The sequence below is a fragment of the Bacillus sp. CH_70 genome, from assembly GCF_038007045.1.
Taxonomy (GTDB): Bacteria; Bacillota; Bacilli; order Bacillales; family Bacillaceae_G; genus Bacillus_A; species Bacillus_A cereus.
In genome coordinates this window covers 4,934,834-4,951,498 of record NZ_JBBOWL010000001.1, presented here as the reverse complement: position 1 = coordinate 4,951,498, position 16,665 = coordinate 4,934,834, and the positions used below count along the sequence as shown (strand labels likewise).

The following is a 16,665-nucleotide window of genomic DNA, read 5'->3' as shown; positions in this document are numbered from 1 at the left end:
ATAAAGTCGATAGCTTACTATTTTATAAGTAGGTTATCGGCTTTTTTGAGTTTTTACGAGATGATGAGAAAGGTTTATAGTAGTGCTGGAGGTGATTGTTGATGCTAGCGGGGAAACAGTTGCTATTAGACGAACTTTCTTCAGATTTACAGAGGGAATTAAACGATTTGAAAAAGAAGGGAGAGATCGTATGTGTACAAGGTGTAAAAAAGAAGAATTCTAAATATATGTGCCAACGCTGCGGAAATGTAGATCGGCGGCTATTTGCGTCGTTTTTATGTAAAAGGTGCAGTAAAGTGTGCGCATATTGCCGGAAGTGTATAACGATGGGGAGAGTAAGTGAATGTGCTGTACTTGTTCGCGGGATTGCTGAAAGAAAGAGAGAAAAGAATTCAAATTTGTTACAGTGGAACGGAACGTTGTCTACTGGTCAGAATTTGGCGGCGCAAGGAGTTATAGAGGCTATTAAGCGAAAAGAATCATTTTTTATTTGGGCTGTATGCGGGGCTGGGAAAACAGAGATGTTGTTTTACGGTATTAACGAAGCGCTTCAAAAAGGAGAAAGAGTTTGTATCGCAACGCCGAGAACGGATGTTGTTCTGGAATTAGCACCGAGATTACAAGAAGTATTTCCATATATAAAGGTAGCGGCTTTATATGGAGGGAGTGTGGATAAAGAAAAAGATGCAGTACTAGTCGTTGCAACCACGCATCAATTATTGCGTTATTATAGGGCGTTTCATGTCATGGTTGTAGATGAGATAGATGCTTTTCCATATTGTGCAGATCAAATGTTACAGTACGCGGTAAAACAAGCGATGAAAGAAAGAGCGGCGCGTATTTATTTAACTGCGACTCCAGATGAAACGTGGAAGCGAAAATTTAGAAGAGGTGAACAAAAAGGTGTTATTGTTTCTGGACGATATCACCGTCATCCTTTGCCAGTTCCTTTATTTTGTTGGTGCGGGAATTGGAAAAAAAGCCTCATTCATAAAAGAATTCCTCGAGTTTTACTACAGTGGTTACAAACGTACTTAAATAAAAAATATCCTATTTTTTTATTTGTTCCCCATGTGCGATATATAGAAGAGATAAGCCTGTTGTTAAAGTCATTAAACAAGCGAATTGAAGGTGTACATGCAGAAGATCCGGGTAGAAAAGAAAAAGTAGCGGCTTTCAGAAAAGGAGAAATCCCATTATTAGTTACAACGACAATTTTAGAGCGAGGCGTAACAGTAAAAAATTTGCAAGTAGCGGTTTTAGGGGCGGAAGAAGAAATATTCTCAGAAAGTGCACTCGTACAAATTGCGGGCCGAGCAGGGCGGAGCTTTGAAGCACCGCATGGAGAGGTCGTTTATTTTCACTATGGTAAGACAGAGGCGATGGTGCGCGCGAAAAAACATATTCAAGGTATGAATAAAAATGCGAAAGAACAAGGATTGATCGATTAATGCATTGTTTACTTTGTGATGAGTGTTTTGTAGAAACGGTTAGTTGGTACAATTTTTTTGTAAAGTGTCATAGAAAATATATATGTGATAGATGTGAGCAGAAACTTTCCTATATTATAGGAGAAATTTGCATGGAGTGTGGGCGGCCTTTAGAATATGTTCCTGCCTCATTTCAAGAAGACGGTATTTGTATAGATTGTCTAAGGTGGATGAAAGAGGCGAAGTATCGTTCTTTTAAAAACCGTTCGTTATATATGTATGATGATGAGATGAAAGAAATAGTAGCGCAGTTTAAGTTTCGGGGGGATGCAGAGTTAGTGCGCATTTTTTATCGTCCTTTTCGAAGTTTATTTCAAAAGTATTTTGCTAATGTTTCAACCGTTATCGCTGTTCCGCTTAGTAAGGAAAGGGAAGTTGAACGTGGTTTTAATCAAGCTGAGTTATTAGCAACTTGTTTACCTGTCAAAATTTCTTATCCATCATTAAGAAGAAGGGAAACAGAAAAGCAAAGTAAGAAGACACGTAAAGAAAGGGTGTCAGGAAGCAATCCTTTTTATTTTCAGGGAGAAGAGATGTTTTCTGGGCAACATATTTTACTCGTTGATGATGTGTATACGACTGGAATTACAGTTAGGCAAATCGGAAGTTTGTTATATGAAAGAGGGGCAAGGGAAGTATCTAGTTTGACACTTTGTAGAAGTTAATATGGCAGTGTCGAAAGGGATAATAAAAAGGCGATAAGTCTTCTTTGACTTCATATGTTGTCATTCGTTATAGTCAAAATATGGGGCGAATGCCCTGATTTTTAGAGTGAAGGGAATGGAATGAACATGCAAGGAAGAGTGAAATGGTTCAATGCAGAAAAGGGATTTGGGTTTATTGAGCGTGAAGATGGTGACGATGTATTTGTCCATTTTTCTGCTATTCAACAAGATGGGTATAAGTCATTAGAAGAAGGGCAACAAGTAGAGTTTGACATTGTAGATGGAGCACGTGGACCACAAGCAGCTAATGTTGTGAAACTGTAGGGGATATTGTTTTGGGAAGAGAAAGCTGCGTTTGTGGCAACGTTATATATATGTAGTAGAACCTCTTGTTTTTCGCAAGGGGTTTTTTGTTATAGGGTAAGTTGTCAAAAAGTTGTTGCTTTTCTGTAACGAATTGTCCACAGTTATATTCGTTATTCACGATGTTAATAGGATAAAATAAAGATAGAAACGATGCATCTTTTCATTTCAACAAAAAACGATAAAAAAATCGCAATTCCACTAATTTTTTTAAAAAAGTTAGAAGGAGTTTTTAAGCCAGTGTCGAAATTATAGTACATAGGCTTGAAAGGAGGAATTCATCTATGAAATTCAACATTCGTGGTGAAAATATTGAAGTAACTCCAGCATTAAAGGAATATGTAGAGAAAAAACTAAGTAAGTTAGAGCGTTATTTTGATACATTCCCAGAGATTAAAGTTAATTTAAAAGTATACTCTGACAAGCAACGTGTCGAGGTAACAATACCATTTACTGATTTATTACTTCGTGCAGAAGAAACTAATAGCGATATGTACGCTGCTATCGATTTAGTAGTTGATAAACTTGAGCGACAAATTCGTAAACATAAAACAAAGGTAAATCGTAAGTTACGTGAGAAAGGTTCTGTGAAAACGAACTTTATCCTTCCGGAAGCAGTAGCTGTTCTGGATGCGGTAGAAGAGGATGAATTAGAACTTGTACGTACAAAACGATTCGATTTAAAACCGATGGACGTTGAAGAAGCGATCCTACAAATGGATATGCTAGGACATAATTTCTTCGTCTTCACAAATGCTGATACAAATGAAACTAATGTTGTATATGGCCGTAAAGATGGGAAATACGGTTTAATCGAAACTAAATAATAATTCAAAAGCGCAGCCGAAATGGCTGCGCTTTTTTTGCTGAAAATAGATTTTTAAAAAACTTTTCTTAATTTAGAACGAGACATTCGGCCGATTGTTGTCATAGTTATAAGACAAGTGTTACAATTATCATTAGGTATATACATTTTAGTTTTTTTAATTAGGAGAAAAATTGGCATAACATACATTTGATTTTTACAACGACTGATTGTAATAGAGAAAAAGAAAAACAATCGGAAGTTTTATTTTAATAAAAGAGGAGCGTATTTCCTATGATCGGTATTTTAAAAAAGGTGTTTGATGTAAACCAACGCCAAATTAAACGTATGCAAAAGACAGTTGAGCAAATTGATGCATTAGAGTCATCTATTAAGCCACTAACTGATGAACAATTAAAAGGAAAGACGCTTGAATTTAAAGAACGTCTAACAAAAGGTGAAACAGTAGATGATCTACTACCTGAAGCTTTTGCAGTTGTTCGCGAAGCGGCAACTCGTGTTCTTGGAATGCGTCCATATGGCGTACAGTTAATGGGTGGTATTGCCTTACATGAAGGGAATATTTCTGAGATGAAAACGGGTGAAGGTAAAACGTTAACATCTACATTACCTGTATATTTAAATGCTTTAACAGGAAAAGGTGTTCACGTTGTTACAGTCAATGAATACTTAGCACAACGTGATGCGAACGAAATGGGACAACTTCATGAGTTCCTTGGCTTAACGGTAGGAATTAACTTAAATAGTATGTCACGCGAAGAGAAACAAGAGGCTTATGCTGCTGATATTACGTATAGCACAAATAATGAGCTTGGATTCGATTACTTACGTGACAACATGGTTTTATATAAAGAGCAGTGCGTTCAACGTCCACTTCACTTTGCTATTATCGATGAAGTCGATTCTATTTTAGTCGATGAAGCACGTACGCCGCTTATTATTTCAGGACAAGCTCAAAAATCAACAGAGCTATACATGTTTGCAAATGCATTCGTTCGTACGTTAGAAAATGAAAAAGAGTATTCATTTGATGTGAAAACGAAAAATGTAATGTTAACTGAAGATGGTATTACGAAAGCAGAGAAAGCTTTCCATATTGAAAACTTATTCGATTTAAAACATGTAGCACTTCTTCACCATATTAATCAGGCGCTTCGTGCACACGTTGTTATGCATCGTGATACAGATTATGTTGTACAAGAGGGCGAAATCGTAATTGTAGACCAATTCACTGGTCGTCTTATGAAAGGTCGTCGCTATAGCGAAGGTTTGCACCAAGCGATTGAAGCAAAAGAAGGTGTAGAAATTCAAAATGAAAGTATGACGCTTGCAACAATTACGTTCCAGAACTATTTCCGTATGTATGAAAAGTTATCTGGTATGACTGGTACAGCGAAAACGGAAGAAGAAGAATTCCGTAGTATTTACAATATGAATGTTATCGTAATTCCAACAAACAAACCGATTATTCGTGATGATCGTGCCGATTTAATCTTTAAATCAATGGAAGGTAAGTTCAATGCAGTTGTTGAGGATATTGTGAATCGTCATAAACAAGGGCAACCTATTCTTGTAGGTACAGTTGCAATTGAAACTTCAGAGCTTATTTCAAAAATGTTAACACGTAAAGGTGTACGTCATAACATTTTAAATGCGAAAAACCATGCGCGTGAAGCAGATATCATTGCAGAAGCTGGTATGAAAGGTGCTGTAACGATCGCAACGAATATGGCTGGTCGTGGTACAGATATCAAGCTTGGAGACGATGTGAAAATCTTCGGTCTAGCAGTTATCGGTACAGAACGTCATGAAAGCCGTCGTATTGATAATCAGTTACGTGGTCGTGCTGGTCGTCAAGGGGACCCTGGTGTGACGCAGTTCTACTTATCAATGGAAGATGAATTAATGCGCCGATTTGGTTCAGATAATATGAAAGCAATGATGGATCGTCTTGGTATGGATGATTCTCAGCCAATTGAAAGTAAAATGGTTTCTCGTGCGGTAGAGTCTGCACAAAAACGTGTTGAAGGAAATAACTATGATGCACGTAAGCAGTTATTACAATACGATGATGTACTTCGTCAGCAACGTGAAGTTATTTATAAGCAACGTCAAGAAGTAATGGAATCGGAAAACTTACGTGGCATTATTGAAGGTATGATGAAATCTACAGTAGAACGTGCTGTTGCGCTTCATACACAAGAGGAAATTGAAGAGGATTGGAACATTAAAGGTCTTGTTGACTACTTAAATACAAACCTTCTTCAAGAAGGAGACATAAAAGAAGAAGAATTACGTCGCCTTGCTCCTGAGGAAATGAGCGAACCGATTATCGCGAAATTAATAGAGCGTTATAATGACAAAGAAAAGCTTATGCCAGAAGAGCAAATGCGTGAGTTTGAGAAGGTTGTTGTATTCCGCGTTGTAGATACGAAATGGACAGAGCATATTGATGCGATGGATCACCTTCGTGAAGGTATTCATTTACGTGCTTACGGTCAAATTGATCCACTTCGTGAGTACCAAATGGAAGGATTCGCGATGTTCGAGTCAATGGTTGCTTCTATTGAAGAGGAAATTTCTCGTTACATTATGAAAGCTGAAATTGAACAAAACTTAGAACGTCAAGAAGTTGTTCAAGGTGAAGCTGTTCATCCATCTAGAGATGGCGAAGAAGCGAAGAAAAAGCCAGTTGTAAAAGGTGACCAAGTGGGCCGCAACGATTTATGTAAATGTGGTAGCGGTAAAAAATATAAAAACTGCTGTGGTATTGTTCAGTAATATAGGGCGGTAGCTTTGGCTGCTTTGCAAACTTTTATATCAAAAATGTATAATTAAGAAGAATTAAACTCTCTCCGTAATAAGTGGAGAGAGTTTCCCTTGTTTTCATACGAAAGTAACAGCAATTACATAGAGGTGAAGGAAATGGAATTAGTAGAAATTAGACAGGAATTAGAGAAAATGGCTAAGCGATTAGCGGCTTTTAGGGGGTCTCTTTGACCTCCCTACTAAGGAGAACCAAATTGCAGAATTAGAAGAAAAAATGATGGGCGCAGGATTTTGGGATGACCAACAAGGCGCACAAGTTGTAATTAATGAAGCGAATGCGTTAAAAGATATGGTTGGAAGTTTCCGTCAGTTAGATGAGACGTTCGAAAATTTAGAAGTAACGCATGAGCTTTTAAAAGAAGAATATGATGAAGATTTACATGAGGAATTAGAATCAGAAGTAAAAGGCTTAATTCAAGAAATGAATGAGTATGAGCTTCAGTTACTATTAAGTGATCCTTATGATAAAAATAATGCGATTTTAGAATTACATCCAGGTGCAGGTGGAACTGAGTCACAAGACTGGGGTTCTATGTTATTACGTATGTATACACGTTGGGCTGAAAAACGTGGTTTTAAAGTAGAAACGGTTGACTATTTACCAGGTGATGAAGCTGGTATTAAGAGTGTAACTTTATTAATTAAAGGTCATAACGCTTACGGTTACTTAAAAGCAGAGAAAGGTGTACATCGTCTTGTACGTATTTCACCATTCGATTCTTCAGGTCGTCGTCATACATCGTTTGTATCTTGTGAAGTTGTACCAGAGTTCAATGATGAAGTTGAAATCGAAGTACGTACAGAAGATTTAAAAATTGATACGTACCGCGCAAGTGGAGCGGGTGGGCAGCACGTAAATACGACAGATTCAGCAGTTCGTATTACACATACACCGACAAATACAGTTGTAACGTGTCAGTCAGAGCGTTCACAAATTAAAAACCGTGAGCATGCGATGAAGATGTTAAAAGCGAAATTATATCAAAAGAAACTAGAAGAGCAACAGGCACAATTAGATGAAATCCGTGGGGAACAAAAAGAAATCGGATGGGGTAGCCAAATCCGTTCTTACGTATTCCACCCGTATTCTCTTGTAAAAGACCACCGTACAAATACGGAGGTTGGTAACGTACAAGCAGTTATGGATGGAGAGATTGATCCATTTATTGATGCTTACTTACGTTCTCGCATCTAATAAGCGAAAAAAAGCCAACAAAATTGTTGGCGCATGCTGAGGATATAGAGGATATAAGGCATTTGATTTTATTTTTATAGATGAAGTAAAGAGGAAGAGAAGTTGGAAACGACAACTTCTCTTTTTGATGGGATTATATGTAGATTACAATGCTGTATATTGTTTTGTAAAAAGTAGAGAATAGTAAAATAGAGCGGTAATAGGGTGAAGATTTATATAGAACTTTTCTAATTTTCCTTTTAAAAAGGATTCTTTATAGAAGTTTTTTAAGTTGTTCACAGAATTGAAACAACTTATGAAAGCTTTATTTTATCAAGGTTCTCACTGTATTTTTGAGGAATATGAAATACACCTTAGTTTTTCTATATAAAGATAATGCTTATAATGAAAATGAGTGTGTTAGGAATAAAAAGAATATCAACAATGGGGAGCGATAGAAGTGAAAAAGAAATTGTTGGCTATTGCGCTAGGGACATCGGTTGTTTTTACTTTAGGAGCATGCGGAAATAAAGAAGAGAGTAAGTCTTCGAAACAGTCTGCAAGCACAGACAGCGCAGAACAAATTTTCCAAAGAAGTTGTGCTGGATGTCACGCAACAGATTTATCAGGGGCAACTGGACCTGATTTAAGAAAAGTGGGCGGTAAGTACGACGCCGCAGATATCGAAGAGATTATTAAAAAAGGCCGCGGTTCAATGTCACCAGGACTTATTCAAGGTGAAGATGCGAAAAAAGTATCTGAATGGTTAGCAGAACATAAATAAAAAAGGTGAAATGGACGAGTTGATAATATATTCAACTCGTTTTCCTTTTTCTGGAATGTAACATAACTGTAACAAAAATGTATCCAAATTGGAAACCGTTTGATGTTACAATGGGGTTTGTAGAATTTTGCTGAAATATATTACATAGAGTGGTATTGCTTATGAGAAAGCATAAGTAAACTACCTTCAACAAGGATGAATAAGTGAAAATGAAGGATGTCTTTTATTTTCAGATGTACAGAAAAGTATTTCGAAAAAAATCATTAAGTATTGGGTGATAAATAATGATAAAAATGACGAATGTTTATAAGGAGTACCCGAATGGTATGAAAGCCATTGCTGGTCTTACAGTTAACATTAAACAAGGTGAATTCGTATACGTAGTTGGACCGAGTGGAGCCGGAAAATCTACATTTATTAAAATGATGTATCGTGAAGAGAAACCATCTACAGGATCTATTAATGTAAATGGACTTACTATCGAAACATTGGCAGAAAGAGACGTTCCGTATTTTCGTCGTCAATTAGGCGTAATTTTCCAAGATTTTAAATTGCTACCTAAATTAACGGTATATGAGAATGTTGCGTTTGCTTTAGAAGTAATTGAAGAAGAACCGGATGCAATTCGTGAGCGTGTAACAGAAGTTCTAGGTCTTGTAGGCCTTGAAGATCGTGCAGACGCACTTCCAAGTGAGCTTTCGGGCGGGGAGCAACAACGTGTGGCTATTGCAAGAGCAATTGTAAATAGACCAAAGGTTGTAATTGCCGATGAGCCAACAGGTAACTTAGATATTGAAACAGCTCTTGATATTATGAATATTTTTACTCGCATTAATGAGCGCGGCACAACGATCGTTATGGCGACGCATAATGCAGATATCGTAAATACAATCCGTCATCGTGTAATCGCGATTGAAGGCGGAAAAATTGTTCGAGATGAGATTGAGGGAGGATACGGATATGAAGGCTAAGACCCTTAGTCGACATTTGCGAGAAGGTGTAAAGAATCTATCACGTAACGGATGGATGACATTTGCTTCTGTTAGTGCAGTAACAGTTACATTATTACTTGTAGGTGTCTTTTTAACAGCGATTATGAATATGAACCATTTTGCGACGAAAGTAGAGCAAGATGTAGAGATTCGTGTACACATTGATCCAGCTGCAAAAGAAGCGGATCAAAAGAAATTAGAAGAAGATATGAGTAAGATTGCAAAAGTAGATTCTATTAAATATTCTTCTAAAGAAGAAGAGTTAAAACGTTTAATTAAAAGCTTAGGTGATAGTGGAAAAACGTTTGAGTTATTTGAACAAGATAACCCACTTAAAAACGTATTCGTTGTAAAAGCAAAAGAACCAACAGATACAGCGACAATCGCGAAGAAAGTTGAAAAAATGCAGTTTGTCAGTAATGTTCAGTACGGAAAAGGGCAAGTTGAACGATTATTTGATACTGTAAAAACTGGTCGTAACATTGGGATTGCGTTAATTGCTGGTCTTTTATTCACAGCGATGTTCTTAATCTCTAATACAATTAAAATTACAATTTATGCTCGTAGTACAGAAATTGAAATTATGAAACTTGTTGGTGCAACAAACTGGTTTATTCGTTGGCCATTCTTGCTAGAGGGATTATTCTTAGGAGTATTAGGATCAATTATTCCAATTGGCCTAATTCTAGTTACGTATAATTCGTTGCAAGGTGTGTTTAACGAAAAACTTGGCGGAACAATTTTCGAGCTTCTACCATACAGTCCTTTCGTATTCCAATTAGCTGGTTTACTAGTGTTAATCGGTGCTTTAATCGGTATGTGGGGAAGTGTAATGTCAATTCGTCGCTTCTTAAAAGTATAAAAAGTTGCAAACATAATTCGTACAAGCTTATCATATAGTAGAAATAGGTAAAGGCATCACACACTGTGTGATGCCTTTTGCTACACCACCTGTGTGTTTTGGAAAGGGGAATTCCGCATTGAAACGTAGAGTTGCAATTATTGGAATGGTTGTTGCATTTTTAATTGGTGCTGGCGGAATGTTTGCAGGCATGTCTGTATTTGGGGTTACCCCAGCAGAAGTAACGCAAACAATTTCGAGTGGGAATGCTAGCACTGCGCAAGGGAATTTGGCAAAAATTAATGAGGCGTATGCACTAATTGATTCACGTTATGTGGAAGACGTGAAAGATGAAAAGTTAGTTGAAGGTGCAATACAAGGTATGTTGTCTACGCTGAAGGACCCTTATTCCACGTATATGGATAAAGAAACAGCCAAACAGTTTAGTGAATCGCTTGATCCTGAATTAGAGGGGATTGGGGCTGAGGTGAACAAGACGGACGATAAGCTTATTATCGTATCGCCAATTAAAGGTTCACCAGCAGAAAAGATAGGAATTAAACCGAATGACCAAATTTTATCTGTAGATGGAAACAGTGTGAAAGACTTATCACGTGAAGAAGCGGTATTAAAAATTCGTGGTAAAAAGGGAACGACTGTCGCAATTGAAATTAAACGTGCGGGAGTAACTGATCCGATTGTATTTAAAATTAAGCGTGAAAAGATTCCAATCTTTACAGTGTTTAGTTCTGTGAAGCAAGAGAGTGGAAAAGATATCGGTTATATGCAAATCACTTCTTTTGCTGAAAATACAGCGAAGGAATTTAAGGATCAGTTAAAAGAGTTAGAGAAGAAAAATATAAAAGGCTTAGTTATTGACGTGCGTGGTAATCCTGGTGGCTATTTAAATAGTGTAGAAGATATACTAGGGGAAATTATGACGAATAAAAAGCCAATGCTACAAGTAGAGCAGCGAAATGGTGAGAAGAAGAAATTCTCTACGGAACTGAAAGAGAGAAAACCATATCCAATTTCAGTATTAATTGATAATGGAAGTGCTTCTGCTTCAGAGATTTTAGCGGGTGCGCTGAAAGAAGGAGAAGGATACGATTTAATTGGTGAAAAAACATTTGGTAAAGGTACTGTCCAGCAAGCTGTTCCATTTAAAGACGGCAGCAACATTAAATTAACGATGTTTAAATGGTTAACACCGGATGGGAACTGGATTCATAAAAAAGGAATCGCACCAACAGTAGAAGTGAAGCAACCAAATTATTATCATGCGACACCAATTCAAATTGAAAAAACACTTTCATACAATTCAAATGATGTACAAGTAAAACATGCTCAAGAAATGCTTAAGAGCTTAGGGTATGTACCAGGTCGTGAAGATGGATACTTTAGTAAAGAGACAGAATCGGCGCTGAAAGCATTCCAAAATGCGAATGAGATGGAAGCGACAGGACAGCTTGATAAAAAGACAGCTGAAGCGATTCAAACTAAAATTATCGAAAAAATCCGTTCTGGAGAAAATGATTTACAATTACAGTCAGCATTAAAGTTAATGGCAAAATAAGAAGAAATACAGGCAGTTTGCTGCCTGTATTTTTTTGTGTTAAACAAACGTTTGTTTAGTTGTGATAATATAAAAAGAAAGAATGATATAAATGGTGGTGAATGAGTTCGTGGAGGCGTGGATTTTTGAAATAATGCGGGCAGTTGGACGTTTTTTCTTACACCCTGCTGTCTATATATTTGTAATAAGTAGTATCTTCGTTGGATACTTACGTATGTTAAGAGAACGAAAAGATTTTTCTTTTAAAGTTTATGATATTTGGTTTGAACTGCGAACCTCTCTATTTGCAGGGATTGGATACGGATTAGTAGTATCTATTATTACGATTGGGCTTGGACTTGTTGTTTCTAAAGCAAGCTTATGGGCCATTTTAATTTGGACATTACTATTTGGATTAACGGCTATGTATCGATATTTATCGGCGGCTTATACATTTAGCATTGCGATTGTATGTGTTCTATTATCTTCTAAGCTACCAGTTTCCTTCTTACAGCTTCGAGAAGGTGAAGAGAGTACCATTGTATCCCTTGCTATTTTACTAGGCGTTATGCTTATTGTAGAAGGCTTATTGATTTCTAAAAACGCGGTAGGATACTCTACACCGAAGATTAGGAAGGGGAAGCGTGGATTAAAGATTGGTTTACACGAATCAAAGCGTTTATGGATCGTTCCTATTTTTATTCTTGTACCGGGTGATGCGGTAACGCAGTTTATTTCATGGTGGCCTGTCGTTTCAATAGGTTCAAATACATATTCTCTATTCCTCGTTCCATTTTTAATTGGGTTTATGAGAAAGATTAAAAGTTATGAGCCGACGGAAGCTTTATTATTTACAGGAAGACGTGTTTATGGATTAGCAGGACTTGTGCTCGTTTTAGGAATCGCAAGTTACTGGTGGCACGTACTTGCAATTATCGCGATGGGAGTCGCGATGCTTGGGCGTTTCACAATTTCGATGCAAGAGAAAATTGCCGATGAAACAAGACCAGCGTATTTTGCTGCACGCAATGATGGGCTCATTGTACTAGATACAATTCCAAATACAATTGGAGCAGAGCTGAAATTACTGCCTGGAGAAATTATTACGAAAGTAAATGGAGTCATTCCAAAAAGCGCCGAGGAATTTTATGATGCGCTTCAAACGAAGACGACAGGAGCATTTTGTAAATTAGAAGTATTAGATACAAATGGTGAGCTTCGTCTTGCACAAACTGCATTATATGCTGGTGGACATCACGAATTAGGTATTGTATTCGTTGAACAGGAGCATGAGTGGGATTCAGAAGCGATGTAATAGAAGGAATGGTATCACCTTGTGGTGGTACCTTTTTTTGTTTTTTGGGGGGAGGGTAGTTAGTAAATGAAATTTATATCGGCGATTTTGCAAATATATCAGCGTAACTCGAAATATATCGGCGATTATTCGAATATATCGACTTTCCGGCCAAAAACGACAGCTATCGCAAAGCTTATTTTCAGTTTCATAGACGGATAACTTGAATAATTATTTGATAATGGTTATCATTTAGGGAGTCTTTTTAATTTTGGAAAATGGAGGTAAGATATGCTGCGTAAATTTTTCTCGTACTATAAACCGTATAAAGGTTTATTTATACTCGACTTTTCTTGTGCGGTTGTCGCAGGATTATTAGAACTCGGCTTCCCGCTTATCGTAAATCAATTTATTGATAAGTTATTGCCAGGGCAAAACTGGACGCTTATTTTATGGGCTTGTTTCGGTTTACTCGCAGTTTATATGTTAAATGCAGGCTTACAATATGTCGTTACATATTGGGGACATATGCTTGGTGTTAACATTGAAACAGATATGAGGCAGAAATTATTTGATCATATTCAAAAGCTATCATTCAGATTTTTTGATAATAATAAAACAGGTCATTTAATTTCGCGCCTGACAAACGATTTAATGGAAATTGGGGAAATTGCTCACCATGGACCAGAAGATTTATTTATCGCCGTAATGACTTTAGTTGGGGCATTCTCATTTATGATGATGATCAACTGGAAGTTAGCGTTATTAACGTTCTTCGTCATTCCATTCCTATTATGGTTAGCACTTTACTTCAATAAAAAAATGACAGGTACATTTAGACGTTTATTCTCAGACGTTGCTGATTTCAATGCATGTATTGAGAACAACGTTGGTGGTATTCGCGTTGTACAAGCATTCGGAAATGAAAAGTTTGAGAAAGAGCAATTCGCTGTGAACAACGCTCGTTTCCGTACAACGAAATTAATGGCGTATAAAATTATGGCTTTAAATTCATCGATTAGTTATATGCTCATGCGTCTCGTAACGCTCTTCGTATTAATATGCGGTACATGGTTTGTTCTGCAAGGAGAATTAACATACGGTGGATTTATCGGATTCGTTCTATTAACGAATATTTTCTTCCGTCCAATTGAAAAAATTAACGCGGTAATCGAAAGCTATCCGAAAGGAATCGCTGGTTTTAAAAGGTATGTAGAGCTTCTTGAAACAGAGCCTGACATTGTAGACTCTAAAGATGCAATGGAAGTTAAACAAGTACATGGTGATATTCAATATAACAACATTACGTTCGGATATGAAAATAAAGAACCGATTTTAAATGATATTAGTTTGAACATACATGCAGGTGAAACGGTTGCGTTCGTTGGACCATCAGGAGCAGGGAAAACGACGTTATGTAGCCTATTACCACGTTTTTATGAGCAATCATCTGGATCAATTCAAATTGATGGTATTGATACGAAAGATATGACATTATCTTCACTTCGTAAGCAAATTGGAATTGTGCAGCAAGATGTGTTCTTATTCTCAGGAACAATTCGTGAAAATATTGCTTACGGGAACTTAAAGGCGTCAGAAGCTGAAATTTGGCAGGCAGTAAAACGTGCGCAGTTAGAAGATTTAATTTACTCACAACCAGACGGTTTAGATACTGTTATCGGTGAGCGTGGTGTAAAACTTTCTGGTGGACAGAAGCAGCGTCTAGCAATTGCTCGTATGTTCTTGAAAAACCCGCCAATTTTAATACTAGATGAAGCTACTTCCGCACTAGATACTGAGACGGAACTTGCAATTCAAAAATCACTTGCTGAATTAGCAGCTGGTCGTACAACGTTAGTTATCGCTCACAGACTTGCAACGATTAAAAATGCAGATCGAATCGTCGTTGTAAATAAAGACGGTATTGCAGAACAAGGTTCACATGATGAATTAATTGAGCGTGGCGGAGGATACAGTAGGTTATACGAAGCTCAGTTTAGTTCGTAAATATAATTTGTACTGAATTAGTGCACCATAAGTAGGTAAAAATCTCATATGGGAGGAAATAAAGTATGATTGTAACAACAACGTCTACAATTCAAGGAAAAGAAATTATTGAGTATATCGATATCGTCAATGGAGAAGCGATTATGGGCGCGAATATCGTTCGTGACCTTTTTGCCTCTGTCCGTGACGTTGTCGGCGGTCGTGCTGGCGCTTATGAAAGTAAATTAAAAGAAGCGCGTGACATCGCAATGGAAGAGATGAAAACTTTCGCAAGACAAAAAAATGCAAATGCAATTGTCGGTATCGACGTGGATTATGAAGTAGTTCGCGAAGGGATGCTAATGGTTGCAGTGAGCGGGACTGCTGTTCGTATTTAAAGTAAAAAGCCGTGCTAATGTGAACTGCACCCCAATTGTTAGACACAGTCTAACAATTGGAGGTGCAGTTTTTTGTATGACAAAATTTACGAAGGATTTAAAGTTAACGCTCGTTCAAGGATTTAATCCGAAAATAATTTCTCAAGCAGAATATGCAAAACAGATGCATATTACAAAGGCACAATTTCAATACTGGTTACGCTTATACGAACTCCATGGAGAAGAAGGTTTACACGAGGTCTATACAAATTACACCGCAGAGTTTAAACTAGACGTACTAAATTTTATGGCTCAATCGGGTATATCGTTAATGGATACAGCGGCTATCTTCATGATTCCTTCTTTTACAACGGTTTATCAATGGAAGAAGCAATTTGAAGTAGGTGGCTTAGATGCCCTTGAACCAAAGAAAAAGGGGCGTCCATCCATGAAAAATAAAAACACAAAACATGATACTAAAAAGATTCCGGCAGAAGGTTCAGTTGAAGCGTTACAAGCTGAATTAGAACGCTTACGTATGGAAAATGCGTATTTAAAAAAGTTGAATGCCTTAGTTCAAAACAAGGAAAAATCACCAAACAAGACAAGGCACAAGTAGTCTATGAATTAAGGCATGAGTTTCAAGTGAAAGAATTAGTAAAGTTAGCGGATATCCCTCGAAGCACCTATTATTTTTATGTAAAACAAATGGATAGAATCGATCCAGATGCCGATTTAAAAGTAGAAATTAAAGCGATTTATGATGAACACGAAGGTCGTTATGGATATCGTCGTATTCGTGATGAGTTAGCCAATCGTAATCAAATAGTGAATCATAAAAAAGTGCAACGAATTATGAAAGAGTTAGGTTTAAAATGTCTTGTACGTATGAAAAAATATAAATCTTATAAAGGAACAGTCGGTAAAATTGCATCTCATATTTTAGAGCGTAAATTTACGGCAGATACGCCAAATGAAAAATGGGTAACCGATATTACAGAATTTAAATTATTCGGTGAGAAACTTTATTTATCACCTGTATTAGACTTGTATAATGGTGAAATCATTACCTATACAATTGGCTCTAGACCGACGTATTCACTTGTTTCAGAAATGTTAGAGACAGCATTAGAAGGTTTACCTGAAAATCACCAACTAATGATGCATTCAGATCAAGGGTGGCATTATCAAATGAAACAGTACCGTCACGCATTACAAAAAAGAGGTATCGTACAAAGTATGTCTCGTAAAGGCAACTGTTATGACAACGCAGTAATGGAGAATTTCTTTGGAATCATGAAGTCTGAGTTTCTCTACATAAAAGAGTTTGAAAGTGTAGAGCACTTCAAAATAGAATTAGAAAAATATATAGATTATTACAATACAAAACGGATAAAAGCAAAATTAAAAATGAGCCCGGTGCAATACCGGACTCATTTTTATCAAGCTGCCTAATGAAATAACCGTGTCTAACTTTTAGGGGTCACTT

Annotated in this window: 14 protein-coding genes; all 14 read left to right on the top strand. The window is 37.0% G+C overall.

What is annotated here, in order from left to right; translation table 11 throughout:
* Window positions 1-101: 101 nt before the first annotated feature.
* The 14 genes from comFA (at window position 102) to N2V79_RS25370 (ending at window position 16,631) form a co-directional block, all read left to right on the top strand.
* Entirely contained in the window at window positions 102-1,451 is a 1,350-nt protein-coding gene (gene comFA, locus N2V79_RS25435) for an ATP-dependent helicase ComFA (RefSeq protein ID WP_340720294.1), read from the top strand.
* A complete protein-coding gene (locus N2V79_RS25430; RefSeq protein ID WP_071713846.1) occupies window positions 1,451-2,155 on the top strand; it encodes a ComF family protein in 705 nt (234 codons plus the stop codon). Before comFA ends, N2V79_RS25430 begins: the two co-directional genes overlap by 1 nt.
* 126 nt (window positions 2,156-2,281) lie before the next feature.
* Window positions 2,282-2,479 carry a cold shock protein CspC gene (cspC, locus tag N2V79_RS25425; RefSeq protein ID WP_001990088.1) on the top strand — a complete coding sequence of 66 codons (198 nt, stop codon included), beginning with the start codon at window positions 2,282-2,284 and terminating at the stop codon, window positions 2,477-2,479.
* A gap of 323 nt (window positions 2,480-2,802) precedes the next feature.
* A complete protein-coding gene (gene hpf, locus N2V79_RS25420; RefSeq protein WP_000671193.1) occupies window positions 2,803-3,345 on the top strand; it encodes a ribosome hibernation-promoting factor, HPF/YfiA family in 543 nt (180 codons plus the stop codon).
* Between the two features lie 272 nt (window positions 3,346-3,617).
* On the top strand, window positions 3,618-6,125 hold the full coding sequence (secA, locus tag N2V79_RS25415; RefSeq protein WP_340720293.1) for a preprotein translocase subunit SecA: 2,508 nt from the start codon (window positions 3,618-3,620) through the stop codon (window positions 6,123-6,125).
* 144 nt (window positions 6,126-6,269) lie between these two features.
* A protein-coding gene (gene prfB, locus N2V79_RS25410; RefSeq protein WP_096001455.1) for a peptide chain release factor 2 occupies window positions 6,270-7,368 on the top strand; the annotation gives its coding sequence in 2 pieces (ribosomal slippage) (window positions 6,270-6,341 and window positions 6,343-7,368; 1,098 coding nt in all).
* Between the two features lie 439 nt (window positions 7,369-7,807).
* Window positions 7,808-8,131 carry a cytochrome c551 gene (gene cccB / locus N2V79_RS25405; protein ID WP_000727975.1) on the top strand — a complete coding sequence of 108 codons (324 nt, stop codon included), beginning with the start codon at window positions 7,808-7,810 and terminating at the stop codon, window positions 8,129-8,131.
* A 284-nt stretch (window positions 8,132-8,415) separates the two neighbouring features.
* Window positions 8,416-9,102 (top strand): cell division ATP-binding protein FtsE, encoded by a 687-nt coding sequence (ftsE, locus tag N2V79_RS25400; protein WP_000594319.1) that lies wholly within the window; start codon window positions 8,416-8,418, stop codon window positions 9,100-9,102.
* Window positions 9,092-9,985, top strand: coding sequence for a permease-like cell division protein FtsX (ftsX, locus tag N2V79_RS25395; RefSeq protein WP_000645028.1), 894 nt, complete (start codon window positions 9,092-9,094; stop codon window positions 9,983-9,985). The genes ftsE and ftsX overlap by 11 nt, the downstream gene beginning before the upstream one ends.
* A 118-nt stretch (window positions 9,986-10,103) precedes the next feature.
* Window positions 10,104-11,540, top strand: coding sequence for a S41 family peptidase (locus tag N2V79_RS25390; RefSeq protein ID WP_000830318.1), 1,437 nt, complete (start codon window positions 10,104-10,106; stop codon window positions 11,538-11,540).
* A gap of 91 nt (window positions 11,541-11,631) precedes the next feature.
* On the top strand, window positions 11,632-12,834 hold the full coding sequence (locus N2V79_RS25385) for a PDZ domain-containing protein (protein WP_053563366.1): 1,203 nt from the start codon (window positions 11,632-11,634) through the stop codon (window positions 12,832-12,834).
* A gap of 270 nt (window positions 12,835-13,104) precedes the next feature.
* Window positions 13,105-14,820, top strand: a complete 1,716-nt coding sequence (locus N2V79_RS25380; RefSeq protein ID WP_000944629.1) for an ABC transporter ATP-binding protein — start codon at window positions 13,105-13,107, stop codon at window positions 14,818-14,820.
* Between the two features lie 65 nt (window positions 14,821-14,885).
* Window positions 14,886-15,197: a heavy metal-binding domain-containing protein gene (locus N2V79_RS25375; RefSeq protein WP_000637523.1), complete on the top strand. Its 312-nt coding sequence runs from the start codon at window positions 14,886-14,888 to the stop codon at window positions 15,195-15,197.
* Window positions 15,198-15,273: 76 nt separating this feature from the next.
* Window positions 15,274-16,631, top strand: a protein-coding gene (locus N2V79_RS25370) for an IS3-like element ISBce18 family transposase (protein WP_284558962.1) whose coding sequence is annotated in 2 segments (ribosomal slippage) — window positions 15,274-15,730 and window positions 15,730-16,631 — 1,359 coding nt in all. Because the reading frame shifts where the segments join, the coding sequence is not laid out codon by codon here.
* The last annotated feature ends 34 nt before the right edge of the window (window positions 16,632-16,665 follow it).

Excerpts from the sequence above, each read along its gene's own strand:
- N2V79_RS25430 (WP_071713846.1), top strand. The coding sequence starts at position 1,451 with ATGCATTGTTTACTTTGTGATGAGTGTTTTGTAGAAACGGTTAGTTGG.
- ftsX (WP_000645028.1), top strand. The coding sequence starts at position 9,092 with ATGAAGGCTAAGACCCTTAGTCGACATTTGCGAGAAGGTGTAAAGAAT.
- hpf (WP_000671193.1), top strand. The coding sequence starts at position 2,803 with ATGAAATTCAACATTCGTGGTGAAAATATTGAAGTAACTCCAGCATTA.
- cspC (WP_001990088.1), top strand. The coding sequence starts at position 2,282 with ATGCAAGGAAGAGTGAAATGGTTCAATGCAGAAAAGGGATTTGGGTTT.
- secA (WP_340720293.1), top strand. The coding sequence starts at position 3,618 with ATGATCGGTATTTTAAAAAAGGTGTTTGATGTAAACCAACGCCAAATT.
- ftsE (WP_000594319.1), top strand. The coding sequence starts at position 8,416 with ATGATAAAAATGACGAATGTTTATAAGGAGTACCCGAATGGTATGAAA.
- N2V79_RS25375 (WP_000637523.1), top strand. The coding sequence starts at position 14,886 with ATGATTGTAACAACAACGTCTACAATTCAAGGAAAAGAAATTATTGAG.
- N2V79_RS25380 (WP_000944629.1), top strand. The coding sequence starts at position 13,105 with ATGCTGCGTAAATTTTTCTCGTACTATAAACCGTATAAAGGTTTATTT.
- N2V79_RS25385 (WP_053563366.1), top strand. The coding sequence starts at position 11,632 with ATGGTGGTGAATGAGTTCGTGGAGGCGTGGATTTTTGAAATAATGCGG.
- comFA (WP_340720294.1), top strand. The coding sequence starts at position 102 with ATGCTAGCGGGGAAACAGTTGCTATTAGACGAACTTTCTTCAGATTTA.